The sequence below is a fragment of the Mycobacterium sp. MUNTM1 genome (genome assembly GCF_054660795.1).
This window is the reverse complement of record NZ_BAAGDE010000004.1, coordinates 1-26,435: the sequence shown is the minus strand read 5'-3', so window position 1 is coordinate 26,435 and position 26,435 is coordinate 1. Positions and strand designations below refer to the sequence as shown.

Sequence of the window (26,435 nt, the reverse complement as noted above, 5' to 3'; positions counted from 1 at the left end):
GGGCAGGTTCGGCCGGTAAGGAGGCACTGGGGTGACCAACCCGCAGGACCCGTATTGGCAGAACCCGCTGAGCTACGACCCGCTTGGCCGTGTCCCGCCACCCGACGTGCAACCGCCCGCCATTCAGCCGCCCGCCATACCGCCGCCGCCGCCCGCACCCGCGCCCTATCGCCCTCCAATCAACACCATGGCGACGCTGTCGCTGGTTTTCGCGTTCCTGTTCGCGCCCCTGGGGGCGGTCCTGGGACATCTCGGGCTGGCACAGATCCGCCGCACCGGCGAACTCGGCCGGGACCGCGCCCTGGTCGGCGTGACGCTGTCGTACATCTTCATCATGTTGGCGGTCGTCGCCCTGGCCGGCTGGGCAACGCTGGCCGGGTCGACCTCGTCACACCGGGCGGCACCCGGCTCCAGCACGACGCCCGGACCCCCGCCGCCGACGGTTCCACCGGAGACCATCGCCACCCTGTTGCCCGGGCTCGACGCGCTGCGCAACATCACCGCCGACGCGAACCTCGACGTCGGCCCGACCTGGAACAGCCCCGGCCGGTCGCCGGACGACGGCAGCATCGACCGCCCGGAGTGCTGGGAAAGCATCGCCGCCGGCAGCCCGGACGCGTACACCCCCGGGGCGCTGGCCGGGTATCACGCCGGCGAGTTCACCGACACGCGCAGCATGATGAAGTCCATGCAGGTCATCCAGGGCGTGGCGGCGTTCCGCGATCCGGGCGCGGCCCAGGCGCAGCTGGGCACCCTGCTGTCGGGGTGGCACAAGTGCGGCGGCTCGACCGTCACCGTGAGCGCTCCCGGCGGGCAGCCGATCCCCATGTCGGTGAGCGAGCCCGCCGACGCCGGCAACGGCATCACCACCCTGGACCTGACGCCCAAGGGCATCCAGGTGCGCTCGGCCCGGGCGATCGCGGCGAAGGCGAACGTCGTCATCGACCTGAACGTGTCCGCCAGCGGCACCACGGACAGCGCGTCGCCCCGCGCGGCGGCCGTCAGCATCGCCAACTACATCCTCGGCAAGATCCCCGGCTGAGCGCCCCGCGCGCATCGGCCGCCGGCTAAGTAGGCTGGGCGGATGAAATTCGTCGACGTCGACGGGGTCGGGCGGGTCAGCCGAATCGGCCTGGGCACCTGGCAATTCGGTTCACGCGAGTGGGGTTACGGGGACAGCTACGCGGCCGGCGCCGCGGGCGATATCGTGCGCCGCGCCCGCGCCCTCGGGGTCACGCTGTTCGACACCGCCGAGGTCTACGGCCTGGGCAAGAGCGAGCGGATCCTGGGCGAGGCGCTCGGTGACGAGCGCGCCGACGTCGCGGTGGCCAGCAAGATCATGCCGGTCGCACCCTTCCCCGCCGTCGTCAAGCAGCGCGCCCGCGCCAGCGCGCAGCGACTGGGTCTGGACCGCATCCCGCTGTACCAGATTCATCAGCCCAACCCGGTGTTCCCCGATTCGGTGATCATGCCGGGCATGCGCGACCTACTCGACAGCGGCAAGATCGGCGCGGCCGGCGTCTCGAACTATTCGCTGCAGCGGTGGCAGAAGGCCGACGCCGCGCTGGGCCGGCCGGTGATCAGCAACCAGGTGCACTTCTCGCTCGCCTACCCGAAGGCGCTGAAGAACCTGGTGCCGTTCGCCGAGCGGGAGAACCGCATCGTGATCGCCTACAGCCCGTTGGAGCAGGGGCTGCTGGGCGGCAAATACGGCGTCGACAACCGCCCGGGCGGCGTCCGCGCGGTGAACTCGCTGTTCGGCACCGAAAACCTGCGCCGCGTCGAGCCGCTGCTGCAGCTGTTGCGCGACGTCGCCAAGGACGTCGACGCGAAACCGGCACAGGTGGCGCTGGCCTGGCTGATCAGCTACCCCGGCGTGGTCGCCATTCCCGGCGCGTCCAGCGTCGAGCAGCTCGAGTTCAACGTCGCCGCCGCCGATATCGAGCTGCCGACCGCATCGCGTGACGCGCTCACCGAGGCGGCGCTAGCCTTCCGGCCCACGTCGGCGGCGCGCTTCCTCACCGACCTGGCCAAGGAGAAGCTCGGCCGCGCCTAAGACTGGTTGGCCTCGGCGAACGCGGCCGGGCTGGCCGGCGCGCCGCGGGCGACCACCAGCGGCATAGAGGTCGAGGCGTTGGTGCGCAGGATGGTGTGCACGACGTCGATCAGGTCCTCGACGGGCATCAGCTTGCCGGGCATGCAGCCGCGCGACGACCACAGCGGGACGGCCTTCATCGCGAGATCCATGTCCCAGCCCTCGTTCATGCCGGTCTGGCCGTCGCCTTCGCCGCCCGCGCACTCGCCGACGATCAGATTGGTGAAGCCGATGTCGGAGTGTTCGGCCCGCCACGCTTCCACGAGCCGTTCCAGCGCGGCCTTGCTGACGCCGTATGCGCCCAGCCCCGGCCACGGCGGCCCGAAGGTGCCGGCGTCGGAGGACAGGTACACCGCCTTGCCGGCCGACGCGGTCAGGTGCGGCACCGCCGCCGCCGTCACCAGCGACGCGCCGATGACGTTGGTGTCGAAGATGCGCCGCCAGGTGTCGGCGTCGGTGTCGACCATGCGGACCAGCGGGCCGACGGCGGGTGTGTACACGAGGTTGTCGATGCCGCCGAGGGTCTCGGCGGCACGATCAATGGCCGAGCGGCAGGACGCCTGATCGGTGACGTCGCACTCGACGGCGATCGCGTTCGGGCCGGCGTCCTTGGCCGCGGCTTCGATGCGCTCCCGGCGCCGGGCCAGCAGCGCCACCTGATCGCCACGCTGCGCAAGGCCGACGCCTATGCAACGCCCCAGCCCACTGGAGGCGCCGACCACCACTGTCCTTGACATATTTGCCCTCTCCTGTAACGCAAGACGCTGTCGCCAGAAACCTACCGGATGCGGCGCGTCGCGTCGTGGTCACTCAGCCGCTTAATTCGGAACGACTGTTTTCCGGTCACTCAACTTGGCCCGGTACATGGCGGCGTCCGCTCGGGCAGTGATGGCGTCAACGGAGTCGCCGGTGTCGGCAAGCGCGGCACCGATGCTCAACGTTGCGCGAATCATGTTGCCGGACAAGTGGATCGGTTCGGCGACCCTGCTGCGAATCTTTTCCGCAATCTGGGCGAGCTCGCCGGGGCTGCGCACGCCGGGCAACAACACCAGTATCTCGTCACCCCCCGTCCGCCCGACCGTGTCGCCGCGACGAACGCTCGTCCGAATCCGCGCCGCCAGGGTTGCCAGCACGAAGTCCCCGATGCCGTGCCCCCACGTGTCGTTGATCGCCTTGAAGTGGTCGACGTCGCAGAACAGGACGCCGACGTGCGTTCCCGCGGGTTGCGGCTGCGCCAATTCGGACTCGAGCCGGCTGAGGGTCTCGGCCCGGTTGACCAGCCCGGTCAACGTGTCGAACCGCGCCAACCGTTCCAGGCGCTGTTCGGCCTCGACCTGGTCGTCGACGACGCGGAGCGAGGCTATCAACCCATCGGTGTTGCCGTGCTCGTCGACGTAGGGCTTACCGTGGGCATCGACCCAGTGGTATTCACCCTCGTCCGAGCACGCTCGGAACCGTTGGCGGACCCACTCACCGCCCGCAATCCTGTCCAGGGCGGCTTTTAGGCCTTCGCGGTCCTCGGGGTGGACGTGCCGGGCGAACTCGGAGCCGGTCCACCGGCCTCCCAGCGCAACCTCCGCGGCTGGTGACACCCACACGACCTCGCCGCCGCGGAGGTGAACCTTGATGTCCACGGCATTATCGGCGAGGACGCGATAGCGCATCTCCGCATAAGCGCGCTGGTTGTTGATTATCTCCTTCTCCATCAGCAGTTTCTGTTCACGCTGACTGAAGTAGAAGGTGACCGCGCCAACGACCGCGGTGCCCAGCAGTATCGAGAAGGTCCACTCGGCGTGCTCGTCCAGGCCGAGCTCCAGGAAGATCGGCCTCGCCAGGGCCACGACAAGCGGGAAACTGGCGAGGATGGCGACCAACCGGACCAGCGACCGCCGGTCCGGGCGGGCCAGGAGCCAGGAAAGCGGAAACCGATCGCGACGTGCCAACGAGGTCGCGGCGACGAGAAGCAGCAGAGTCGACGCCGACAGGAACGCCTGGCCCTTCGAAGGCGAGACGCCCACCAGCGCCAATGCATCAAACAAGTAGGCCGCCACCATGACAAACGGCACAGCCGCGCCACCCAGGATGCAGACAGGCCAGACCACGCGCGCCCCGCGGTCTACTCGTACCAATGCGATCGCCGTCGCCAAAGGCAGCACTGATGAAGCCGTCTGGGCGCTCGGGCGCCCGGGCCAGGACCATTGGTGCAAGCCAACCTCATCGCCAAACCAGACCGTGTCGAGCGCGAACGATCTGCCGGCCGCGTACTCCGCGAGCACGATGACCGCAAACGCGCCCACCGCTACGGCCAGGACGCGCCCGGCCCATATGCTTCGCGACGATGGATGCCCGAGTTGCGCCAGAATCGCCAGACCCAGTGCAGCGAGCCACAGCCCGGTCCACGGCATCATTTCCGGCCAGGTCGGATAGATTCGTTTCAACTGCTCGATGCCGGTCGTCCAGCCCAGCCAGTTTGATGCGGCGACGGTAAGGACGACGACGACGACCGCCTGGCCGCACCGGGTCACCGCCGTTTCCGCGCCCAACGCAGGACCCGGCCTGTCCATCGACTGTCCCTTCTTTGCCGGGCGGCTTCTGGACCGCTGATCCTGGGGCGACGCCGAGCGGTTCGACGCCATCAATGATCCGCAAAAGCGACGACCAATATCGCATTTTCGTCAAGATCAATCCCGCCGCGCCGCGCATACCCATGAATGCGGAGGCGGCCGACGGCTTGTCGCTCCCGACGACAGTGTCGTCATACACCGGCGCATCGTTTCGGCGCCGACCCGGCCCGCGGGCTCACCGGCCGAGATCTTGTCACTGGGCGAGCGTCAGTCGCCGTCGGGGGCCTGCAGCACCACGGCGGTGTGCGCGTCCACGGTGAACGTGCCTCCCCCGGGAACCTCGTCGGCGGGCGTGGCCTCTTCGGGCCCGGTGAAGACCACCACCCGCCAGGCGGCACCGAATTCCTTTGGCGGCAAGGTGAATTCAATCGGTTCGTAGTGGGCGTTGAAGCACAGCAGGAAGGAGTCGTCGAGCATCCGCTGCCCGCGCGCATCGCGGTCGGGGATGCCGTGACCGTTGAGGAACACGGTGACCGACTTGGCGAATCCGGCGCCCCAGTCCTCGTCGGTCATCTCCGCACCCTCGGGGGTGAACCAGGCGATGTCGGGCAGCCCGTCCTGACCACGGCGGCCCAGCGGTTTGCCGGAGAAGAACCGGCGCCTGCGGAACACCGGGTGCTCGGCGCGCAGCGCCGACACCGCGCGGGTGAACTCCAGCAGTCCGGCGTCGGCGCTGGACCAGTCGATCCAGGTGAGCTCGTTGTCCTGGCAGTAGCCGTTGTTGTTGCCGTTCTGGGTGCGGCCGAGTTCGTCGCCATGGCAGATCATCGGCACGCCCTGGGACAACAGCAGGGTGGTCAGGAAGTTGCGCTGCTGGCGGGCGCGCAGGTCGTTGATCTGCTCGTCGTCGGTGGGCCCCTCGGCTCCGCAGTTCCAGGACCGGTTGTGGCTCTCGCCGTCGTTGTTGTCCTCGCCGTTGGCCTCGTTGTGCTTCTCGTTGTAGGACACCAGATCGCGCAGCGTGAAGCCGTCGTGGGCGATGACGAAATTGATCGACGCCACCGGCCGCCGTGCGGTGTGCTCGTAGAGATCGGCCGATCCGGACAGCCGGTAGGCGAACTCGTCGAGGGTGGCGGGCTCGCCGCGCCAGAAGTCGCGGACGGTATCGCGGTACTTGCCGTTCCACTCGGTCCACTGCGGCGGGAAGTTGCCCACCTGGTATCCGCCAGGGCCGACGTCCCACGGCTCGGCGATCAGCTTGACCTGGCTGACGGTCGGATCCTGTTGCACGAGTTCGAAAAACGTTGCCAGGCGGTCGACGTCGTAGAACTCGCGGGCGAGCGTGGCCGCCAGGTCGAAGCGGAAGCCGTCGACGTGCATCTCGGTCACCCAGTAGCGCAGCGAATCCATGATCAGCTGCAGCGCGTGCGGGTGCCCGACGTTGAGGCTGTTGCCGGTGCCCGTGTAGTCCATGTAGTACTGCTTGTCGTCCTCGACCAGCCGGTAGTAGGCGGCGTTGTCGATGCCGCGCATCGACAGGGTCGGGCCCAGGTGATTGCCCTCGGCCGTGTGGTTGTAGACCACGTCGAGGATGACCTCGATGCCGGCTTCGTGCAGCGAGCGCACCATGGCCTTGAACTCCTGCACCTGCCCGCCCGGCGTGGTGGCGCTGGAGTACTTGAAGTCGGGCGCGAAGAAGCCAATCGTGTTGTAGCCCCAGTAGTTCGACAGCCCCTTGTCGACCAGGGTGGAATCGTTGGCGAAATGGTGCACGGGCATCAGTTCGATGGCCGTGACGCCCAGGCTCTGCAGGTGCTCGATGATCACCGGGTGCGCCACCCCGGCGTAGGTACCGCGCAGCTGCTCGGGGATGTCGGGATGGGTCTGGGTCATGCCCTTGACGTGCGCCTCGTAGACGACGGTGTCGGCGTAATGACGGTCCGGCGGCCGGTCGTTGCCCCAGTCGAAGTACGGATTGATCACCACCGACTTGGGCATGCTTGCGGCGGAGTCGTCGTCGTTGCGGCTGTCGGGGTCGCCGAAGTTGTAGCTGAACAGCGACTGGTTCCACTCGAACGAACCGTCGATGGCTTTCGAATAGGGGTCGACCAGCAGCTTGTTCGGGTTGCAGCGCTGCCCCGCGGCCGGGTCGTAGGGACCGTACACGCGGTAGCCGTAGCGCTGACCGGGTTCGATGTTGGGGATGTACGCGTGCCAGATGAAGCCGTCGACCTCCGGCAGCGTCACGCGGCTCTCGGCGCCCTCAGCGTCGAACAGGCACAGCTCCACCCGCTCGGCCACCTCGCTGAACACGGCGAAATTGGTGCCCGCGCCGTCGTAGGTCGCGCCCAGCGGGTAGGCCCTGCCCGGCCACACCTCTCCGGTGGGCGTGGGAGCGAGAGCGTCTGCGGTGGTCATGGCGTTTTCAATACCCTGCTTACACAACCGTCAAACTGTGCACCGCGCACCCTGTTGCCGGGACTAATCGGAAAGCATTGGGCCATAAACGATCACGGCTTGAGTATGACCTTCACCGCACCGTCCTGTTTCTTCTGGAAGATGTCGTAGGCGTGCGGTGCCTTATCCAGCGGCAGCACGTGGGTGGCGAAGCTGTCGACACCGAGCGGGTCCTCATCGGTGAGCAGCGGCATGATGTCGTCGACCCAGCGCTTCACGTTGGCCTGCCCCATCCGCAAGGTCACCTGCTTGTCGAACAGGGTGAGCATCGGCAGCGGGTCGGCCATGCCGCCGTACACGCCGATCAACGAGATCGTTCCGCCGCGCCGCACGATGTCGATGGCGGAGTACAACGCGGACAACCGGTCCACGCCGGCGGTTTGCATGACCCGTTTGCCGAGCGCATCGGGCAACAGCCCGGCGACCTGTTGCGCCAGTTTTGCCGCCGGAGAGCCGTGCGCCTCCATGCCGACCGCCTCGACGACCGAGTCGGTTCCCCGGCCGTCGGTCAGGTCACGGATCACGTCACCGAGCGAGCCGTCGAGCCGGCTCAAATCGATGGTGTGGATCCCGCGTTTGGCCGCGCGACCTAGCCGCTCGGGCACCAGGTCGACGGCGATGACGCGGTAGCCCAGGTGGTCGGCGATCCGCGCCGCCATGTCCCCGATGGGTCCCAACCCGAGCACGGTGACCGACCCACCGTCCGGAATGTTGGCATAGTCGACCGCCTGCCATGCCGTGGGCAGCACGTCCGACAAATAGACGAACCGCGAATCCGGCGGTCCCACAGGAACTTTGATGTGAGTGAACTGCGCCTGCGGGACGCGAAGCAGCTCGGCTTGTCCGCCCGGGACCGAGCCGTAGAGCTCCGAATAACCGAACAGCGCCGCCCCCATGCCCTGCTCGCGCACCTGGGTGGTCTCGCACTGGGTGTAAAGCTTCTCACTACACATCTGGCAACTGCCGCAGGAGATTTGGAACGGGATGACGACCCGGTCCCCCACCCTCAGGTCGCCCGCCTCGGTGCCAACCTCCCGCACGATTCCCATGGGTTCGTGGCCAAGGATGTCCCCGGGGTTCATGAATGCCCCGAGAATCTCGTAGAGGTGCAGGTCGGATCCGCAGATGTTGGTCGAGGTGACCTCGATGATGGCATCGGTGGGCTGCTCGATCTTCGGGTCGGGCACCGAGTCCACCCGTACATCGCGTTTGCCGTGCCACGTGACAGCCTTCATGTGAAGGGCGATACCCGCCTCGCATCGGTCGAAACCGCGTCCGGCACTGCTACGGGTTGAGCCCGTGGTGCTGACGGTCCAGGAAATCACCGAAGCGGATGTGCGCCTGGACAACGGCGTCACCATCGACTTCGACCCGGTGCTCGCCCGGGTTTTGGACCACCATCGGCGACGCGACGCTGAATACCACGCCTGGGGCGACGGCTACGAACCCAGCCGGATGCTCGACCACGGCGACGGCACCTCGCCGAGGGTCGGCCCGCGCCCTTTCCGATGAAGTGAATACCGCGAAAACCACTCGCCGACGACCAGATTCAGCGTTTCAGTCGGCAATGCTTGAGCGGGTGTTCGCTGTCGATGAGGGCGGCCGCGACGTCCACCAGCCTGATGTTGGATTGTTGCGAGAGCCGCCTGAGCAGTTCGAACGCCTCGACGGAATCGAGATTGAACCGTTCCATGACCACACCCTTGGCCTGGCCGATGACGTCACGCGAGGCGAGCGCGCTGCGGAATTGGTCCTGGCGGCGCATCATCGACCAGGCCAGCGCGATATGGGTGGCGTACACCGTGCCGAGCTCCACGGACTCCGCGCTGAATGCGCGCGGGGTATCCGCATAGAAGTTGAGGGCGGCCATGCTGCTGCCGTCGACGAACAACTCGAACGACAGGATGGAGCGGATCGGGGTCTGCTCGAGGGCATACCGGCGGTAGCGCAGCCAGCGCTGTTCGGCGTTCAGGTCGGCGATGTGCATGATGTGGTGCTCCCAGGCTGCGGCGAGGCACGGCCCTTCGCTGAACCTGTTCTGAATTGCGTCCAGGATCGTCGGGTAGCGATGCGTGGCGGCGACACTGCTGACCGACCTGCTCTTCTCGGCCAGCGTGATCCCCGCATACTGGGCGCCGGAGACGTGGTGCACCCCGTTTTCGATGAGCTCGTGCAGCCCGGCCGCGGTGTCGCGCTCGTCGCGCTCCAGATTCGTCACCAGCTCCACGAGCTGGGCGGCGATGGTGACGGTGCCGTCTCGCATTAACATCACCTCCAAAGGCCGTCCCGGCCGCGGAGCCCCTTCAACAGGGTCACGGTGACATTGACATTTTGCGATTGCCAACGCCCAATCAGAAGTCTATGAGCCATTCAGCGAAGCGCAAGGCCACCTAACGAACACGCCCAGGGGTGCGGTGGGACCCAGTCCGGCGATGGGGGGCAGACCGAGGGCTTGAATCTCCCGAGCGGCCTCAAACCCGCTCCTGGCCAATGCCTTTCGCTACCGGAACCCCGCGATCCGGGGATGTGGGTCGCGGCCCACCCTTCAACGCCGCCTACACTCGGGGCAGTGACCTCCATTGTGATCGTGGGAAGCGGCTTCACCGGATTCACCTGCGCCAGTCGGCTGGCCCGGACGCTGCGCCGACGGCGTGCACCCGTCGACGTCACGATGATCTCGCCGGTCGACTACATGCTGTACACGCCGCTGTTGCCCGACGTCGCCGGTGGCGTCGTCGATGCCCGCTTTGTTGCTGTCCCACTGGCCAATTCGCTCAAGGGCGTCCGCGCGGTGCGCGGCCGCGTGGACACCGTGGACTTCGACCGACGCACGCTGACCTATTGCGATCCCGAAGAGCGAAGCCATTCCATGTCCTGGGACCGGCTGGTCCTGACCCCGGGATCGGTGACCCGGTTGTTCGATGTCCCGGGGCTGGCCAGGCACGCGCGCGGGTTGAAGACCACCGCCGAGGCCCTCTATTTACGAGACCATTTCGTCGAACAGCTGGAGCTGGCCAACATCGAGGACGATCCCCGGGTGGCCGCGGCCCGGCGCACCGTCGTGGTGGTCGGCGCGTCGTATTCGGGCACCGAGCTGGTGGCCCAGCTGCGGGCGCTGGCGGACGCGGCGGCCAAACAGATGGGCTTCAACCCCGCCGAGGTCCGGTTCCTGCTGCTGGACCTGGCCGATCAGGTGATGCCCGAGGTGGGAAAGAAGCTGGGCGACGCCGCGCTCAAGGTGTTGCGCAAGCGCGGCATCGACGTCCGGCTCGGCATCACCCTCAAGGAGGCGCACGCCGATCACGTTGTGCTCAGCGATGATTCACGCATCGAGACGCGCACCATCGCCTGGGTCACGGGGGTGACCGGCGCCCCGTTGATCCAGAACCTGGGACTACCGACCGAAAAGGGCCGGCTCACAGTGCGGGCCGACCTGCAGGTGCCCGATCACCCCGAGGTGTTCGCCGCGGGTGACGCGGCCGCGGTTCCCGATCTGACTCAGCCGGGTAAGGTCACCCCGCCGACCGCCCAACACGCCACCCGGCAGGGCAAGGCGCTGGCCCGCAACGTCGCGGCCAGCCTCGGTCACGGCAGCAGCAAGGAATACAAGCACCGCAACCTGGGCCTGGTGGTCGACCTCGGACCGCGCTACGCGGTGGCCAACCCGCTCAACATCCATCTGTCCGGGTTGCCCGCCAAAGCGGTCACCCGGTCGTACCACTTGTACGCGATTCCGCGGGGCGTCAACCGGTGGGCGGTGTCGCTGGCGTATTTGACCGACGCGTTGTTCACCCGCTCGGTGGTCTCGATCGGGTTGTCCTCCGAGGGCGACGCGCAATTCACCGCCAGCGAAGGTATTCCGATGCCGAAGACGAGCTGACGCAGCCGATTTCGGCGAGCTCAGCCTTCGGCCGACTGCTGCGCCATCGCATAGGCGAGCTGCAGGAAGTCCGCGCCGGCCAGGGCGGTGAACACGCCCGCGATCAGCCGGGTGAATCGGGGTGCGAACACCAGGCCGATGGCAAACCCCGTGGCGACCCACATGTCCAGACAGAACGGGCAGGTCAGCAGCTCCCCCAGGCTGTGCCTCAGTTGGCTGTGCTTACGCACCTCCTCCTGGACCTCCGCGGGCCCGCCCGTGCCCTGGTAGTGCGTAAAGGGCGCGCGCAGCGGGCTGGTCACCGCGTCCTTTGTCAGGGTGCGCGACAGTTTGTGGGTGCCCAGCGTCAGCAGGAGCAGGTCTTGGACCCGCCAGCGCGTCGGCAACGTGCGCCCGCTGACCAGCGCGGCCAGCACCGCAACGGTCACCACGACGCCGTAGACGACCAGCACCGCCAGGTAGCCGCCCAGCGGCCGGTCGTTGTCGCCGCGGTAGGCGTCCGCTTCCTGCCGCGCGCTACCGGCGACCTGAGCACCGGCTTCCGCCAACTCACCCATCGCTTCTCCTCACAGGCACAGCGGGACGGGTACCCGGCGTCGGCCGATGCAATCCGCGGTGCGGTCTACCGGGTGCCGGGGTCGACGGGCTTGGCCGTCTTCGCGGCCTCACGCAAGCTGCGGTTGGTGGACCTCAGGTCCGTGTTCGCCGCCGACAGCGTGGCGTTGTGGTCCTCCAGATCGAGGATGCGCGCGACGCCGGCCAGGTTGACCCCGGAATCGACCAGCTCACTGATGCGCCTGAGGCGCATCAGGTCGTCGGCGCTATACCGGCGCGTTCCGCCGCGGCTGCGGGCCGGTGTGATCAGGCCGTAGCGCTCGTAGAGCCGCAGCGACTGCACCGCGATCCCGGACAATTCAGCCGCCACCGAAATGCCGTACACACCATGGTTGGACGAGGGGGCACCCGGGTCGCCACGGTGGTCGGCCATCGCACCTCTCCTTTGAGCAATCGGCTAGAAAATCTGTTTAGCACACTTGCGTCATTCTGTCGACAGTGCTATATCAAATCTATGTCGTTAGACATAGGAAATTGCCGACCCGCCGCCTAGATTGGAGTGAGAGGTGACCACCATGCTGATGCGTTCAGATCCCTTCCGTGAGCTCGACCGCTTCGCCCACCAGGTCCTCGGTACCGCCGCCCGGCCGGCCGTGATGCCCATGGACGCCTGGCGGGAAGGCGAGAAGTTCGTCATCGAGTTCGACCTGCCCGGCATCGATGCCGACTCGCTGGACATCGACATCGAGCGCAACGTGGTGACCGTGCGCGCCGAACGACCGGCCCTCGATCCCAACCGCGAGATGCTGGCCACCGAGCGGCCGCGCGGCGTGTTCAGCCGCCAGCTGGTGCTCGGCGAGAACCTCGACACCGACAAGATCGAGGCCTCGTACGCCGAAGGTGTTCTGCGCCTGCACGTTCCGGTGGCCGAGAAGGCCAAGCCGCGCAAGATCACCGTGGGCCGCGGTGACACGCCCCGTGCCGTCCGGGACAGCGCGGAGCAGCACGAGGTGATCAACGCCTGATCGACCGGCGGGCCGGGCGGCGGCCCCCTGCACGCACCCGCGTGCCGACTCCCCCAACCGCCGCCCGCCGCCGGCCCCAGGCCACCGGCGCGGACGTCTCGCCCGGTGCTACCGAGACCGGACACACCATGAAATGGGAACTCGACGGCCAAACCGCCGACGTCGAACGGGCGTTGGCCGGGGGCGCCGCGCAACCGGCGGGCTGGTTTCGGTTCTACTTCACCGACCAGCGCTGGGAATGGTCGGATCAGGTGCACCGCATGCACGGCTATGAGCCCGGCAGCGTCACCCCGACCACCGAACTGGTGCTGTCCCACAAGCATCCCGACGACCGCGGACACGTCGCGACCACCATCGAGCAGATTGTGCATACGCGCCAGGCTTTCAGCACGCGCCATCGGATCGTCGACACCCGGGGGGAGGTGCACCACGTCGTCGTGGTCGGCGACCGGATCTTCGACGACGACGGCGACGTGGTCGGAACGCACGGGTTCTACATAGACGTCTCCGGTCCCCGCGAACGCATGCGCGAGGACGAGATGAGCGCGAAACTCGCTGAGATCAGCGAGAATCGGGCCGGCATCGAACAGGCCAAGGGCATGCTGATGCTGATCTACGGGATCAACGAACGCGCGGCCTTCGACTTGCTCAAATGGCTGTCCCAGGAATCGAACGTCAAGCTGCGTCCGCTGGCCGAGCAGATCGCCACGGACTTCCGCCGGGCCGGCCTGCCGCTGAGCACGCAGTCCGAATTCGACCACCTGATGCTGACCGCGCACCAGCACGTCCGCTCCACCGGCGATCCCGAGTAAACAGCCTGCGGGCCAAGATCTTTCGCCATCAGTGGTCGTCGATCAGTGGGGCGACCCAATGCACCCGGGTGCCGCCCTCGGGCGGGCAGGTGATCTCACAGGTGCCGCCGAGTTGTTCGGCCCGCCGCTTCATGTTGGCCAGGCCGCTGCGCCGCGTGTTGGTGGCCGGGATGCCGCATCCGTCGTCAATCACGTTGAGGATGAACATGTCCGCGACGCTGATCTCGACGGTTAGCCGCGATGCTCCGGAATGACGCAAGGCATTGCTCACGGCTTCGGTGGTGACCGATTCGGCGTGGTCGGCCAGCTCGGCGCCGACGGCGGTCATCGGCCCGTCCAGGCGCACGGTCGTGACGAGATCGCGGTTTTCGGTCAGGTCGGCGACCACCCGCTGGATGCGCTGCCGGAAGTCTTCGCTGGCGGCCAGCGGGGATTTGAGCGCGAAGATCGTCGTGCGGATTTCCTCGATGATGGTCTGCAGGTCGTCGAGCGTGCGATTGAGCCGGTCGGCCACCTCCGGCGAGCGGGCCCTGGCCAGCGTGCCCTGCAGGTTCATGCCGGCCGCGAAAAGCCGCTGGATGACGTGGTCGTGGAGGTCATGCGCGATGCGTTCGCGCTCCGCCAAGATGGTCAGCTGCCGGGCGTCCTCACGCGCCGAGGTCAGCGCCAGCGCTATCGCGGCGTGCGTGGCGAAATCGCTGACCAGGTCCAGGTAGCTCTCGTCGAACGGCGGCTGATCTGCTCCGCGGGCGATGGCGATCACGCCGACGACCTCATCGCGGGCGCGCAGCGGCATCAGGATCGCCGGGCGCTGCCCGACGTCGGTGAAGGCCTGGATCGGATACCGCAGCTCCTCGGTGATCAGCGGCTCGCCGGACCGAAACACCGCGCCGCTGGTCGAGCCGTCGACCGGGACTCGCTGGCCCAGCACATCGGTGGCGTGTATCCCCACCGCGGCGGAGACCACCAGCGTGTCGACCTCGTCGTCGGCTGCGTCGGCGTCGTCCGGCACCAACACGATGGCCTGTTCGGCGTCGGTCAACACCCGCGCGCGTTCGGCGATCAGCTGCAGGGGACGCCGGTGCGGTTCGGGGCGCGACAGCAGCGCGGTGGTGATCTCGCGGCTGGCTTCGATCCACTTCACCGATGTCCGTTCGCGTTCGAAGACCTGCGCGTTGTCGATGGCGACGGCGGCCGCGAAGGCCAACGCGCGCGCGGCGACCTCGTCGGACTCGGAGAACACCCGCGCCGGATCGACGTGAGTGAGATACAGATTGCCAAACACGGTGCCGCGGATGGTGATCGGGACCGCGAGGAAGGCGCGCATCGCCGGATGGTATTCGGGAAAACCGACCGCGGCGGGGTGCGTGGTCAGATCGTCCATCCGCAGCGCGGGCGTGTCCAGCAGCGACAAACTCAACAGCCCCTTGCCGACCGGCAGGTGCCCGATGCGCCGAACGGTCTCGGCGTCCATGCCCTCGTGGACAAACGACATCAAGTCGCCGTCGCGATCGCGGATGGCCAGCGCCCCGTACGGGGCTGAGGTTAATTCCCTTGCGGCGCTGATGATCCGGTGCAGCGTGGCGTCGAGGTCGAGGCCCGCGCCGATCTCCACGATCACCCGCAGCAATTGCTCCATCTGATCGCGCGCGGCCAGCAGCTCGTCGAGCTGGGCATGCATCTTGCCGACCAGCCCGCGCTGTCCGAGTCCGGCGAACGCCGAGCCCTTTTCGCCGCCGGTCACCCCGACCAGTCCGGCGGCGTCGACGGTGGGCCGGACCGCTGATTGAGTTTCGACGCGAACACCGCCGCCTGGGTGCGGCGCTCCATGCCGAGTTTGGCCAACAACCGCGACACGTAGTTCTTCACCGTCTTCTCCGCGAGGAACATCCGCGCGGCGATCTGCCGGTTGGTCAATCCTTCGCTGAGCAGTCCGAGCAGCGTGCGTTCCTGCTCGGTCAGTCCGGACAGCGGATCCTCGCGCGTGGTCGCGCCGCGCAGCTTGGCCATCAGCGCCGCGGCCGCCCGGTTGTCCAGCAGCGACTTGCCGGCACCCACCTCTTTGATCGCGTGCGCCAGCTCCATGCCCTTGATGTCCTTGACGACGAACCCGCTGGCACCGGCCAGGATCGCCTCGAGCATCGCCTCGTCGGAGGTGAACGACGTCAACATCAGGCAGCGCAGGTCGGGGTGATCCGACACCAGGTCGCGGCACAGTTCGATGCCGTTGCCATCGGGCAGGCGAACGTCGAGCACGGCCACGTCGGGCTGCAGCGCCGGTATCCGGGCTTTCGCCTCCGCCACCGTGCCCGCCTCGCCGACGATCTGGAGATCGGCGTCGGAAGCGAGCAGATCGGAAAGACCGCGGCGGACGACTTCGTGGTCGTCGACCAGGAACACCTTGACCATGGCGGGCCCTTTCCTGCCGGTCTCGCAACTGGAAAGATTCGCGGCAGACCAGACCAATATCCCATATTCTCGACGGGAGCCATCGAGAAGCAACGGGTTCAACGACTTTGGTCCCCACGGCTGAGGACCTTCGGCCGACGCTCCGGCTGACGGCGCGTCAATACCCTTGCGGCAGTGGCCCGTTGCGGACACCGGACGCATTCGCGGGAAGGGAATCTTGATGACCGATGACGGAGTCACCATCCTGCCGGTGCACGAGTGCTGGGAGCTCCTCGCCAGCCTGGCGCTGGGCCGGCTGGTCACCTACGCCGACGGTCAGCCCGACATCTTCCCGGTCAACTACGTCGTCCAGCGCCGGACCGTGCTGTTCCGCACCGCCGCGGGAACCAAGCTGGTCAGCGCCGCGATCAACAATCGGGTGCTGTTCGAGGTCGACGACCACAACGTCGCCGAGGCATGGAGCGTGATAGTCCGCGGCACCGCGCGGTCGCTGCGCACGCCCGAGGAACTCGAGGAGGCCGAACGCGCGCAGGTGTTGCCGTGGACCAGGCCGGAAAAGACGCACTATGTGCGCATCGTTCCGCAGAGCATCACCGGCCGCCGGTTCCAGTTCGGGTCGCCGCCGGGTGACGTGTAGCGCCCACGATCAGTTCGCCCACTCGACGAAGTCGCCCAGGTCGCGTCGCGGCGTCGCCGGCAGCGGGTCGGCGTTGATCGGCGCCCAGCCCACCCGAAGCAGCATCTGCGGGTAGTTGCTGTCGCCGAAGATGTCGGAGCGGACCGCTTCGCGGGTTGCGGGCATCTCCAGGGGTTCGGTGACCGGGCAACTGGCCAGCCCCGTCGACGTCGCGGTGAGCAGCGCGACGCTGGTCGCTTCCCCGGCACGCAGCTGCGCCAGCCGGTCGTCGTGGCGGGTGCCGAGCGCGAGCACCACGGCGTTGTCGTCGGCCGGGCACGAATCCGGCGCCATCGGCAGGACCGCTCCGGCGAACACGCGGCTCGGGATCTTGGCGTCCGGATCGGATAGCGGCGCGTTGTGGGCCGGAACGCCCGCGACCGAGAAGTAGCGCCCGCTCCACGCCGTGAGCTCGGCGAGATAGTCCTGGGTCAGGTGCTCGCGGACGGATTCGGCGACGATGTCGTGCAGCCTGTCGATGTCTTCCACCTGGCACAGTGTGACGCCGGCGCGGGCGGCGCGCGCCGCCATCAGCGCGATATCACCCATCGGCACGGGCCAGGAGCTGTAGTGGCGCCGATCGGTGCGCCGCCGCGGGATGGCGGCCGCGAGCGCGATGTCGACGTAATCGGCGAGCTGCGGGGAGAGCTCGATGGTGGCGAGGTGGGTGGGATCGTCGGGGTTCGGCAGCCGGCTCACCCGGGATCGCCACCCCACCGCCGCGAACGCCGCCACGCAGTGATGCAGCGCCGTGCCGCAACTCAGGATCAAGTCGCGACCATCGGGGTCGGTATTGGGCAGTTGCCGGCCGGGGTCGGCGTACAGCTGCAGGCTCGCCGCGTCGACGCGCCACCGCCACGGTTGGGTGTTGTGCACCGACGGGGCGCGCGATGCCAAAGTCAGGGCCGTCCGGATCGTTCCGGCGTCCGGAAAGCGGGTGTCCATGCCCGGTCCCCCTCTCGCGTAGCGCCTACAGATATCCACGATCACGCGTTCGCGGCGGTCTTGCGAGGGCACGACGGCTCTAGCTCAAGGGACTTTTGGCAATATCCGCGGCCGGCCCGCAGTGGGGCCATCGGCCTTTATGCTGACCACGATGGCGACCCACGGCCCCGATCCCACCACGCCGCTGTGGCGCGCGGCGCAAGTGTTCCGCCTGCTGAGCTGCGTCTACGCCACCGGCTTTCAAATCGCGATCAACCCGGATCTGGTTCGGCCCGTGCTGGGTTGGGTGCTTTTCGCCGGGCTGATCGGCTGGAGCGCGGCGTGCGCGGTCGCCTATCTGCGGGGCTTCGGCCGCACACCGGCGTGGGTGCTCGCCGAGCTGGCGGTCGTCGTCTTGCTGATGTGGTCGAACAACCTCGTCGCGAGCCCGCACTGGGCGGCCGACAACCAGACCTGGCCGACGACATTGTGGGCCAGCAATCCCACGATCTCGGCCGCCATCCAGTTCGGCCCCGCGGGCGGGATGCTGACCGGCCTGGCGGTGATGGCCACCAATTTCGCCGTGAAGGACTACCTCGCGCTCAACCTCGGGCACAACGCCACCGTCATCATCGAACTGGCGATCGGCATGGCGATCGGCATGGCCGCGCAGACCGCACGGCGCGCCCACGACGAGCTGCAACGCGCGGCCCAATTGACGGCCGCGGTGCAAGAACGCGACCGCCTGTCCCGCCAGGTGCACGACGGGGCCATCCAGGTGCTGGCGCTGGTCGCCAAGAAGGGGCACGAGATCGGCGGCGCCACAGCTGAACTCGCCGACCTGGCGAGCGAGCAGGAACGCGCGCTGCGGCGCTGGCTGGCGTGCACGGACATCGATCAGGACGCCGACGGCGCCACGGTCGACCTGCGCACGTTGCTGCGGTGCCGGGAATCCGATCGGGTGTCGATCAGCCTGCCCGGCACCCCGGTGCCGTTAGGACGTTGGGCGGCAACCGAACTCGATGCCGCGGTGGCCAATGCGCTGGACAACGTGGTCGCCCATGCCGGTCCGAAGGCGCACGCGTTCGTGCTCGTGGAGGACCTCGGCGATTCCGTTCTGGTCAGCGTCCGCGACGACGGCGTGGGGATTGCCGCCGGCCGACTCGAAGAAGCGACGCGTCAGGGGCGCCTGGGCATCTCCCAATCGATCGTGGGACGGTTGACGTCGTTGGGCGGCAGCGCCGAATTGCACAGCGAGCCCGGGGACGGCACCGAGTGGGAGTTGTGCGTGCCGCGCCGGGAGGCACGCCATGACGGATGACGCGACGCCGACGACGGTGATGGTGGTCGACGACCATCCGATCTGGCGCGACGCGGTCGCTCGCGACCTGGCCGAGGTCGGCTTCACCGTGGTCGCCACCGCCGACGGTCTGGCCACCGCCCAGCGGCGGGCGGGCGTGGTCAAGCCCGACGTGGTGGTGATGGACATGCAACTCGCCGACGGCGACGGTGCGCAGGCGACCGCCGCGGTGCTCGCGGTCTCCCCCTCGTCGCGGGTGCTGGTGCTGTCGGCCTCCGACGAACGCGAGGACGTTTTGGAGGCGGTCAAGGCCGGCGCGGCGGGCTATCTGGTCAAGAGCGCCTCGAAAGTCGAACTGGCGCAGGCGGTGACGGACACCGCGGCCGGGCGGGCCGTGTTCACCCCGAGCCTGGCCGGACTGGTGCTCGGTGAATACCGGCGCATCGCGCAGAGCAAGGACGACGGCCCCGCTCGCCCCAGCCTCACCGACCGCGAGACGGAGGTGTTGCGTTACGTCGCAAAAGGGCTGTCCGCCAAGCAGATCGGCGCGAAGCTCTCGCTGAGCCACCGCACGGTGGAAAACCACGTGCAGGCGACCTTTCGCAAGCTTCAGGTCGCCAATCGGGTGGAGCTGGCCCGCTACGCCATCGAGCACGGCCTCGACGAAGAGCCGTGACCCGACGAGGCGGTGGGATAACCCTTGCCTCGCGGGTCGACGGATCGCGCGGCTACCGCGACAGGCGCGCCGGCACTGTGCGGTGGTGCTGGGCCACGATCCGCGCGGTCACCAGTGCGGCCACCACCACGCTCATGCACACCAGCCCGTCGTTCTTGAGGCCCCACCTGATCGCGGCGAGCAGCGCCACGCCGGCCACGCACAGCAGGGCACCGACGGCCGCACCCCACCCGCGCGAGGTCACCGCGGGCGCGCCGTCCCAGCCGGACAGCGGGTTGTTCTCCAGTGGCCGCAGCACGACGAACAGCACCGCCACCGCGACGACCACGAGGAACAGCTGCGCGAGGCTGACGGCGAGAAAGTCCGGCGCACCCGGAAAGCGCGGGCGGCCAAGGTAATCGAAGGCCAGGTGCACGCCCAGCAGCACCGGCATGTGCCACAGGTACAGGGTCATCGCGCCGGAGTTGCCGATCGCGGTCCACCACCACACCCGCGGCCGCTGCGCCCAGCGTGCGATCGCCGGTGCGGCCGCGATCGCCAACGCGCTCAGGATGATTGCGTGCCCGGCCAGCAGCAGCGACGGTGGGCTGGTGTTGGACAGATGGTGGTCACCGGTGCCGACCATGCTCAGCTGATACGGGCCCCAGTGCACCAGGGCGACATCCACGGCGAAGACGGCAGCGGCGACGGCCAGCGCGGCGCGGCCGTCGAGCAGCCCGCGACGGTAGGCCACCCCGAACATGGCGGGAATGAGCCAGACGGCCAGGTTGAGGTAACCCAGCGGCATCAGCGCCGGCCAGTGCAACCGGATCACGTCGATCAGCGCGATGGCGCCGTAGACCGCGGCCACGTTGGCGGCCAGCCGTCCGGCCGTGGTGATGCGGTGCAGCACGGGCATGGCGGCCAGCACCAGGACGTAGGCCCCCAGGAACCAGAGCAGCTGCGTGCTGACGCCGGCGACCGGCTCGTAGATGTGTTGCGGCAGAGCCTGATACAGCACCGTCAGTGTCACGGCCCAGAATGCCAGGTAGTAGAACACCGGCCGGAACAGCCGGGTGCAGCGCTTCATCAGCCAGTCTCCCCAGTTGGTGCCGGGAGCCCAGGAGGACACGCAGGCCGCCGCACCGGCGAAGAAGAACAACGGCATGATCTGCAGCAGCCACGTCATCGCCTGGAACAGCACCGAGGTGGTGAGCAGGTTGTCCCAGATCAACACGTGGTTGCGAATGATACTGGCCGCCATCACGGTATGGCCGAGCACCACGCCGACCAGGGAGGTGATCCGGATGACGTCCAGGACGCGGTCGCGGTCGGCCGGCGTGCTCGCGGCCACCTCGGCGACGTCGGGAAATCTCACAAGAGTTGTCATGGGAGCGAAATGCCCTTCTGCTGATGCGGATACGTTGTGCAACGTTGTGCTGGAGAGTTGTGGTGGAGAGGGAGTCGTGCGATGAGAGAAGCATCGCCGATGGCGCGGGCGGGGACCTGCGCGCTTCTACGCGTTGAGGCTGAGTAGTACTACTCAGTTCGAGGCGTTGAGCGGGTCGTAGTCGGCGAGCAGCCTTTCGATGCGGGCCTCGTCGAGTCGTACCCGCACGGTGGCGGCCTCCTGCTGGTCACGGATCACCTTGGCCAGAGTGAACGCGCTCGACACCAGGAACAAGAAGGTGACGCCGAGAAACAATCGTGGCCACGGGTCAAGCGGAAGGAAGTAGATCCCGCCGAGCGCGGCCACGAAGCTGATCGCGAACGCGACGGCGGCCTGAACGAAGAAGGCGGCGGTGGTTTTCGACATGCTGTTGGGAACGGTCATGCCAACAAGCCTGCGGCAGTGAACCGTTGGCGGGGATCCGTAAGACTACTCAGATTCGGCGGCGCGATCGCGGGGCCGCGCCAGCAGCGCCGCCGCCGCGCCCGCGGCACACACCCCGATCGCGGCGGCGACCACCGTCGCCACCTCGACCGAGGCGAACTCGGAGTCCACCAGCGGTTTGACCACCGCCACCACGCCCAGCGCCGGCATCACCAGCCGGACCCACCAGGCCACCACGCTGTCGCCCGGGATCCGCGAATTAGCCTCTGTGACAAACACATACAGCGCCATCAGCAGCAGGGGCGCCGCGCCGAGGATGACCAGCCCGATCCAGCGCGCGCCGTGCGCCGAGACTACGACGGCAACCACAGCGACGAGCCCCACCACCGCCAGTCGCAGGCCGGCGTTCGGTGTCGCCTCGCGCATCACCGCCAGGCCCGCGGCCGCGCGCATCGTGGCCCACCCCGAAGACAGCGCGGCCGCCACGGCCAGGCTGATGCCCGCGATGGCCATCCATTTCTGGCCGGGCCCGGCATAGAATTCGGGCACCGCCTCGGCCAGGTGCATGGCACTCCATCGCCACGGCCCCACCACACCCTGATGATCACCGACCCACAGCACCACCGCCGCCACGGCCACCAACGCAACGGCCAGCGACATGGATCTCCCGGGCCTGGCTACGCGCGCGCTTCGGACCGTGATGAGTTCAACGCCGACCATCCCCAGGCCGAAGCCGACGAGCTGGCCGGACAGCTGTACCTGCGTTGCGGCCGTGCCGATGACGACTGCGTCACTGCCTGCGGCGACGCGGGCGGTCACCGCCACGGCGAGATAGACGTAGACGAGCAGGCCCGCGAGCACCAGTGGCGTCACCACCGATGCGACACCCCGGCTCGGAAACCGACAGGCGGCGGCACCGACGGCGGCGGCGGTCCCCACCGCGGCAACCGGTAACCACGACACAATCGTCGCGGGATCAACGCCTGGTGAAAGCAGCTGCAGCAGCTCCAATCCGAGGGTGGTGGCGAACTTCGCGGCCAGTACCAGGTAGGCGGTCAGCTGGAGGATGCCCGCGGCCGTCCCCGCTCTCGGGCCCAGGGTGGCACCGATCAACTCGGCGGTGTTGCGCGCGTTTGGCGCGTGCGCATGCAACCGCGCCAACGCGTAGATGACCGGAACCATAACCGCCGCCCCGACGACGGCACCCAATCCGTGCACCGCGGCGGACACGATCACGGCCATGCTCAGGCCGGCGGCCCGCCAGGTGCCCAGCGCAGACATCTTCGAGCCGGACCCTGGCCGCGGATTCGCCCGCAGCATTTTCTTCGGCATCGCCCAAGCATGACGCAGCGGCTATGCAATTGATCCCGGAACACGGGGCGGTTTCGATACTTTTGTAGGTCCAACGGCAGTGAGGGCTCAGATATGACTGACACGGTCAAGGTGTCTGTGGACCGCAGCTCGGTCGCCATGGGCGACGACGTCGACTCTCACCGCGAATTCTGGGTTTTCCCCGAATCGGCCACCGTCGACGACCTACTGGTCGAAATCTCGTCGCACTTCCTGCCGGGAGTCGCCGGCCCGGCCGGCTGGCGCGTGTACCTCGGGACTCGTCGCGACCGGCAACGGGAGATCGGCCTCGTCTACACCCGCGATGACCTCAGACAGCAGGACCAGATCTGCAGGTTGTCGGCCGGCAACACAACGCTGGGTGAGTTGTCCCGATGGTCCGGCTTGCCGGAGTTGGATGTCTACGCCGCCTACCTGACCTTTGACCAAGCCCGACCCTTGACACTGGACGAGGTGACGGGCGGCCCCAGTTTCACCGGTTCTCGGCCGACCAAGCTGGAATCCGAGGCGGCCGCCGACGCCAAGCGTGACTGGGTGATGATGCGCGAACTCGACCGACGCGCCGCCGCGGTGGCCGGTGCGCGACGCGACTGGGTTCGGGCCAATCTGCTCGCGGCGCCGCCGCCGTGGATTGACGTCTTCATCGCACGCAACTTCCCCTATCTGACCGAGCTGCACTGCCCCGCCAGCATGACCCTGGCGGCAAATATGCTGGGGATCAACGAATCCAGTGGCGAGCAGTTGGCGGCGCGGGCCAACGTCGACGTGCGCTCCGACATCGTGATCCTGGCGATGGTGCTGGCCGCTTTCGAGTGGGGAACCCAACGCGATACGTGGCGCGTCGGCGAACGACCATACTGCAAGGCGTATCTCGAGCTACTCGCCCATTGCGGCTACCGGCTCTCGCCGATCGAACAGGTCATGGCCGGCCACATCAGCATCGAGCAACTCAAACTTTCCGAGGCCGATAGCGCCAGACTCGACCGCATCCGGCAACTCCGAGACCAGCAATACCAGCTCCGAATGAACCGCTACTACACAAAAACCCTCAGCGAGGAGCAATACCGGGCCGCCATCGGACCCGTCCACTCAGAGCTTTCCAGTTTAGGAGAGCTTCCCGGGCCGACGTAGGTCATCGAGACCGGCTGCGCTCGAACGGAGTCCGCGTCGCCGCCGGTTACTTGGCGGCGGCCTTGGCGGGCTCGTCCCGTTCGGCGGCACCCTGGCGGCGCGCCGCGATCGCGCCCGCGATCGACGTGCAGGCGATGGTCAGCAGGGAGCCGAACATCAACGCCGACGCTTCGGCCGGGGCGAGCAGGTGCTGCTGGGTGCCGATGGTGGCGGCGGCCACCGCCACGCCAAGCTGAGTGGAGGACATCACCGCATACGTGAGCGGCTGGCCGAGCAGCCTTCCCGCGCAGTGCGCCAGCACACCGCCCAGCCCCAGGCCGACCCCGAGCAGAATGTATTTCGGCTGCGATCCTAGCTCGCGCACTTGCAGCGAGGCGCCGAGCCAGACGAAGAACACCGGGCTGAAGAAACCCTCGGTGATGCCGAACAACTGGCGCGCCAGCCGCCGCGGCTCGCCGACCGTGGCGATCACCAACCCGAGCGCGAATCCCGCCAGCATGATCGACACGTCGGTGCTGACGGCCAGCATCGCCAGCCCGAACAGCACCAGCAGGTTGATCCGCAGTTCCAGCGCCAGCCGGTTCTTGTGCGAGTAGTCGTGCATGCGCTGACGCCAGCCCCGGCGGTCGACCCAGCGCAGCACCACGTAAAGCAGCACCGCGCAGCCCGTGATCGCCAACCCACCCAGCGCCGCGGACGCCGCGTGACGAAAGTCAATCACCAAGGGAAGCAACACGATACACGCCGCGTTCGCGATGGCTATCTGCGCTGTCACGGACAGCACCTGCGGCCCGCGCAATCGCAGCGAGTCGATCATCGGCAACGTCATGGCCGCCGACGACGAGGCCATCAGCACCGCGAAGAGCGCCGCGTGTCCGGTGCCGAACTGCGTGGCCAGCCCGAAGCCCAGGGCCGCCGCGGCGGCGCCGGCCAGAACCGCTCGGGCCAACGCCTTCGGCACGGCCGAACGCATCGCGGGGTCGCGCACCGGGACGTGGCTGCCCACCACGAACATCACCAGCGCGAAGCCGATGTTGGCGAACAATTGGAAGGTCGGGTCGGTGGCATCGACGACGCCGAAACCGGTCTTGCCGATGACCAGACCCGCGATGAGTTCGCCGACGATCACCGGTATCCGCAGGCGCGGCACGGAGGCCAGCACCGGGCCGGCGAAACCAACGGCGGTCAGCAGCGCCAAAGTAGGAAAACCGAATCCGTGCACCAGGTTATTCTGCATGGTGGAGGGCCAGAACCCGCTTGGCTCGCGGTCTGCGGTGTGGGCTTGTTGCAGCGGGTTGACTTGTTGTTCTTCGGATTTAGGTTGCGAGATCTCTGTGCACTAGTCCGTGCCAGGGTGGCCCCGGTTGGCAGCGTGCACTGTGAATGCCGCCGTGTGCTGCGACTGCGGTGCGGGGTGAATGGTTTTTGGCGGGGTGGATGGTGGCGCTGCCCCGATGCGGATTGCGGCCCGCATCTTGTCGGACCCCCCTGCAATGCTGTCGTTATGTCTGCGACCGCGACTGCACGTAGCGTCGAAGCGTCTCCCAAGGAACGTCTTGAGGTGCTGTTCGAGGAGCTGGCGGAGTTGGCCGGCCAGCGCAACGCGATTGATGGGCGCATCGTGGAGATCGTGGCCGAGATCGATCGCGACGAGCTCTGTGGAATGACGGGTGCGCGGTCGGTGCCGGCGCTGGTGGCCTGGAAGACCGGCTGCTCGCCGGCCAACGCCCACACGATCGCCACCATAGCGAGCCGGCTCGAGGAGTTCCCGCGCTGCGCGGCGGGCATGCGAGAAGGCCGGCTGTCGGCCGATCAGGTCGGGGTGATCGCCGCACGCGCCGGCGAGGGATCTGATCAGCACTACGCAGAGCTGGCCGCGGTCGCGACGGTCAACCAGCTGCGCACCGCGGTCAAGCTGGAACCGCGACCCGAACCCGAATCCCGGCCAGAGGGGCTTGAACCACAGGCCTCGATCACCAAGACCTCCGACGACGAAGGCGCCTGTTGGCGGATCACCCTTCCACACCTGGACGCGGCGAAGTTCGACGCGGCGTTGGCGTCTCATCGCGATGCGCTGATCGCCGAGTGGAAGCGTGATCACGATGATGGCGACCGCGCCCGCGATCAGCTGCCGCCGTTGCCGGGCACGGTGGAGGCGTTCATGCGCTTGGTGGAGGCCGGGTGGGACGCCGAGGCGGCGCGGCGCCCGCATGGGCAGCACACCACCGTGGTGGTGCACCTCGACGTTGAAAAGCACGCCGCAGCACTGCATCTGGGTCCGTTGCTGTCTGACGCCGACCGCCGCTACCTGACCTGTGATGCCACCGCCGAAGTCTGGTTCGAACGGCACGGCGAGCCCATCGGGGCGGGCCGGGCGAGCCGGCTGATCAATCGGCGGCTGCGCCGCGCGCTGGAGCATCGCGACCGCACGTGCGTGGTTCCGGGCTGTGGTGTCACCCGTGGTCTGCACGCCCATCACCTGCGGCACTGGGAAGACGGCGGCCCCACCGAGTTGGCCAACCTGGTGTTGGTGTGCCCCTACCACCATCGCCAGCATCATCGAGGTGCCATCACCATCACCGGACCGGCCGGCCACCTCGTCGTGACCGACTGCGCCGGGCACGAACTACACCCCGGATCGCTGGCCCGGGTGCCGACGAGCCCCCCACCCGCAGTCCCACCGTGCCCCGGACCCCTCGGCGAGCGCGCCCAGTGGTGGGGGTAGGACCCCATCCCACCCCAACCACCCCCCCCAACCAACAGAGCGC

25 protein-coding genes are annotated in these 26,435 nt (G+C 67.8%); 11 read left to right on the top strand and 14 right to left on the bottom strand.

Annotation, left to right across the window (positions count from 1 at the left end; translation table 11 throughout):
• The first annotated feature begins 31 nt into the window (after nt 1-31).
• Entirely contained in the window at nt 32-1,042 is a 1,011-nt protein-coding gene (locus tag ACYQ8K_RS03410) for a sensor domain-containing protein (RefSeq protein ID WP_459967032.1), read from the top strand.
• Nucleotides 1,043-1,084: 42 nt separating this feature from the next.
• Complete coding sequence (locus ACYQ8K_RS03405; protein WP_459967031.1) at nt 1,085-2,056, top strand: aldo/keto reductase; 972 nt, start codon at nt 1,085-1,087, stop codon at nt 2,054-2,056.
• Here the strand turns inward: ACYQ8K_RS03405 and ACYQ8K_RS03400 are convergent.
• The 4 genes from ACYQ8K_RS03400 to ACYQ8K_RS03385 form a co-directional block, all read right to left on the bottom strand.
• Nucleotides 2,053-2,820 (bottom strand): SDR family oxidoreductase, encoded by a 768-nt coding sequence (locus ACYQ8K_RS03400; protein WP_459967100.1) that lies wholly within the window; start codon nt 2,818-2,820, stop codon nt 2,053-2,055. The two genes, ACYQ8K_RS03405 and ACYQ8K_RS03400, sit on opposite strands and share 4 nt — an antisense overlap.
• Nucleotides 2,821-2,913: 93 nt before the next feature.
• Nucleotides 2,914-4,659, bottom strand: a complete 1,746-nt coding sequence (locus ACYQ8K_RS03395) for a diguanylate cyclase domain-containing protein (RefSeq protein WP_459967030.1) — start codon at nt 4,657-4,659, stop codon at nt 2,914-2,916.
• A gap of 267 nt (nt 4,660-4,926) precedes the next feature.
• A complete protein-coding gene (gene glgX, locus ACYQ8K_RS03390) occupies nt 4,927-7,077 on the bottom strand; it encodes a glycogen debranching protein GlgX (protein ID WP_459967029.1) in 2,151 nt (716 codons plus the stop codon).
• 92 nt (nt 7,078-7,169) lie between these two features.
• On the bottom strand, nt 7,170-8,351 hold the full coding sequence (locus ACYQ8K_RS03385) for a zinc-dependent alcohol dehydrogenase (RefSeq protein ID WP_459967028.1): 1,182 nt from the start codon (nt 8,349-8,351) through the stop codon (nt 7,170-7,172).
• A 64-nt stretch (nt 8,352-8,415) separates the two neighbouring features.
• On the opposite strand from ACYQ8K_RS03385, the gene ACYQ8K_RS03380 reads away from it, so the two are divergent.
• On the top strand, nt 8,416-8,628 hold the full coding sequence (locus ACYQ8K_RS03380) for a hypothetical protein (RefSeq protein WP_459967027.1): 213 nt from the start codon (nt 8,416-8,418) through the stop codon (nt 8,626-8,628).
• Nucleotides 8,629-8,665: 37 nt separating this feature from the next.
• Here the strand turns inward: ACYQ8K_RS03380 and ACYQ8K_RS03375 are convergent, their stop codons facing one another.
• Nucleotides 8,666-9,379 carry a GAF and ANTAR domain-containing protein gene (locus ACYQ8K_RS03375; protein ID WP_459967025.1) on the bottom strand — a complete coding sequence of 238 codons (714 nt, stop codon included), beginning with the start codon at nt 9,377-9,379 and terminating at the stop codon, nt 8,666-8,668.
• Between the two features lie 306 nt (nt 9,380-9,685).
• Between ACYQ8K_RS03375 and ACYQ8K_RS03370 the strand changes: the two genes are divergently transcribed.
• Nucleotides 9,686-10,996: an NAD(P)/FAD-dependent oxidoreductase gene (locus ACYQ8K_RS03370; protein ID WP_459967024.1), complete on the top strand. Its 1,311-nt coding sequence runs from the start codon at nt 9,686-9,688 to the stop codon at nt 10,994-10,996.
• 20 nt (nt 10,997-11,016) lie between these two features.
• Here the strand turns inward: ACYQ8K_RS03370 and ACYQ8K_RS03365 are convergent, their stop codons facing one another.
• Both ACYQ8K_RS03365 and ACYQ8K_RS03360 read right to left on the bottom strand, forming a co-directional pair.
• Nucleotides 11,017-11,553, bottom strand: coding sequence for a DUF1360 domain-containing protein (locus ACYQ8K_RS03365; RefSeq protein WP_459967023.1), 537 nt, complete (start codon nt 11,551-11,553; stop codon nt 11,017-11,019).
• 65 nt (nt 11,554-11,618) lie between these two features.
• A complete protein-coding gene (locus tag ACYQ8K_RS03360; RefSeq protein ID WP_459967022.1) occupies nt 11,619-11,984 on the bottom strand; it encodes a MerR family transcriptional regulator in 366 nt (121 codons plus the stop codon).
• Between the two features lie 142 nt (nt 11,985-12,126).
• Here ACYQ8K_RS03360 and ACYQ8K_RS03355 point away from each other — a divergent pair, with 142 nt between their 5' ends.
• Nucleotides 12,127-12,576 carry an Hsp20/alpha crystallin family protein gene (locus ACYQ8K_RS03355; protein WP_459967099.1) on the top strand — a complete coding sequence of 150 codons (450 nt, stop codon included), beginning with the start codon at nt 12,127-12,129 and terminating at the stop codon, nt 12,574-12,576.
• Nucleotides 12,577-12,704: 128 nt separating this feature from the next.
• On the top strand, nt 12,705-13,388 hold the full coding sequence (locus ACYQ8K_RS03350) for a PAS and ANTAR domain-containing protein (RefSeq protein ID WP_459967097.1): 684 nt from the start codon (nt 12,705-12,707) through the stop codon (nt 13,386-13,388).
• A gap of 28 nt (nt 13,389-13,416) precedes the next feature.
• On the opposite strand, the gene ACYQ8K_RS03345 is transcribed toward ACYQ8K_RS03350, so the two are convergent.
• Both ACYQ8K_RS03345 and ACYQ8K_RS03340 read right to left on the bottom strand, forming a co-directional pair.
• Nucleotides 13,417-15,069: a sensor histidine kinase gene (locus ACYQ8K_RS03345; protein WP_459967096.1), complete on the bottom strand. Its 1,653-nt coding sequence runs from the start codon at nt 15,067-15,069 to the stop codon at nt 13,417-13,419.
• Between the two features lie 59 nt (nt 15,070-15,128).
• Entirely contained in the window at nt 15,129-15,797 is a 669-nt protein-coding gene (locus ACYQ8K_RS03340) for a response regulator (RefSeq protein WP_459967021.1), read from the bottom strand.
• A gap of 220 nt (nt 15,798-16,017) precedes the next feature.
• On the opposite strand from ACYQ8K_RS03340, the gene ACYQ8K_RS03335 reads away from it, so the two are divergent.
• Nucleotides 16,018-16,434 carry a pyridoxamine 5'-phosphate oxidase family protein gene (locus ACYQ8K_RS03335; protein WP_459967020.1) on the top strand — a complete coding sequence of 139 codons (417 nt, stop codon included), beginning with the start codon at nt 16,018-16,020 and terminating at the stop codon, nt 16,432-16,434.
• A gap of 9 nt (nt 16,435-16,443) precedes the next feature.
• Here ACYQ8K_RS03335 and ACYQ8K_RS03330 read toward each other — a convergent pair whose 3' ends face one another.
• Nucleotides 16,444-17,418, bottom strand: coding sequence for an Acg family FMN-binding oxidoreductase (locus ACYQ8K_RS03330; RefSeq protein ID WP_459967019.1), 975 nt, complete (start codon nt 17,416-17,418; stop codon nt 16,444-16,446).
• 139 nt (nt 17,419-17,557) lie between these two features.
• On the opposite strand from ACYQ8K_RS03330, the gene macS reads away from it, so the two are divergent.
• Both macS and ACYQ8K_RS03320 read left to right on the top strand, forming a co-directional pair.
• A complete protein-coding gene (macS, locus tag ACYQ8K_RS03325) occupies nt 17,558-18,718 on the top strand; it encodes a MacS family sensor histidine kinase (RefSeq protein WP_459967018.1) in 1,161 nt (386 codons plus the stop codon).
• Nucleotides 18,708-19,373, top strand: coding sequence for a response regulator (locus tag ACYQ8K_RS03320; RefSeq protein WP_459967017.1), 666 nt, complete (start codon nt 18,708-18,710; stop codon nt 19,371-19,373). Before macS ends, ACYQ8K_RS03320 begins: the two co-directional genes overlap by 11 nt.
• Nucleotides 19,374-19,425: 52 nt before the next feature.
• Here the strand turns inward: ACYQ8K_RS03320 and ACYQ8K_RS03315 are convergent, their stop codons facing one another.
• The 3 genes from ACYQ8K_RS03315 to ACYQ8K_RS03305 form a co-directional block, all read right to left on the bottom strand.
• Nucleotides 19,426-20,742 carry an acyltransferase family protein gene (locus ACYQ8K_RS03315; protein ID WP_459967016.1) on the bottom strand — a complete coding sequence of 439 codons (1,317 nt, stop codon included), beginning with the start codon at nt 20,740-20,742 and terminating at the stop codon, nt 19,426-19,428.
• A 153-nt stretch (nt 20,743-20,895) separates the two neighbouring features.
• Complete coding sequence (locus ACYQ8K_RS03310; RefSeq protein ID WP_459967015.1) at nt 20,896-21,186, bottom strand: YiaA/YiaB family inner membrane protein; 291 nt, start codon at nt 21,184-21,186, stop codon at nt 20,896-20,898.
• A 45-nt stretch (nt 21,187-21,231) separates the two neighbouring features.
• Nucleotides 21,232-22,518 carry a hypothetical protein gene (locus ACYQ8K_RS03305; protein ID WP_459967013.1) on the bottom strand — a complete coding sequence of 429 codons (1,287 nt, stop codon included), beginning with the start codon at nt 22,516-22,518 and terminating at the stop codon, nt 21,232-21,234.
• A 93-nt stretch (nt 22,519-22,611) separates the two neighbouring features.
• Here ACYQ8K_RS03305 and ACYQ8K_RS03300 point away from each other — a divergent pair, with 93 nt between their 5' ends.
• Nucleotides 22,612-23,667, top strand: a complete 1,056-nt coding sequence (locus tag ACYQ8K_RS03300; protein WP_459967012.1) for a hypothetical protein — start codon at nt 22,612-22,614, stop codon at nt 23,665-23,667.
• Between the two features lie 46 nt (nt 23,668-23,713).
• Here the strand turns inward: ACYQ8K_RS03300 and ACYQ8K_RS03295 are convergent, their stop codons facing one another.
• Nucleotides 23,714-24,904, bottom strand: a complete 1,191-nt coding sequence (locus ACYQ8K_RS03295; RefSeq protein ID WP_459967011.1) for a cation:proton antiporter — start codon at nt 24,902-24,904, stop codon at nt 23,714-23,716.
• A gap of 267 nt (nt 24,905-25,171) precedes the next feature.
• Between ACYQ8K_RS03295 and ACYQ8K_RS03290 the strand changes: the two genes are divergently transcribed.
• Nucleotides 25,172-26,392 (top strand): HNH endonuclease signature motif containing protein, encoded by a 1,221-nt coding sequence (locus ACYQ8K_RS03290; RefSeq protein ID WP_459967010.1) that lies wholly within the window; start codon nt 25,172-25,174, stop codon nt 26,390-26,392.
• Nucleotides 26,393-26,435: the final 43 nt, after the last annotated feature.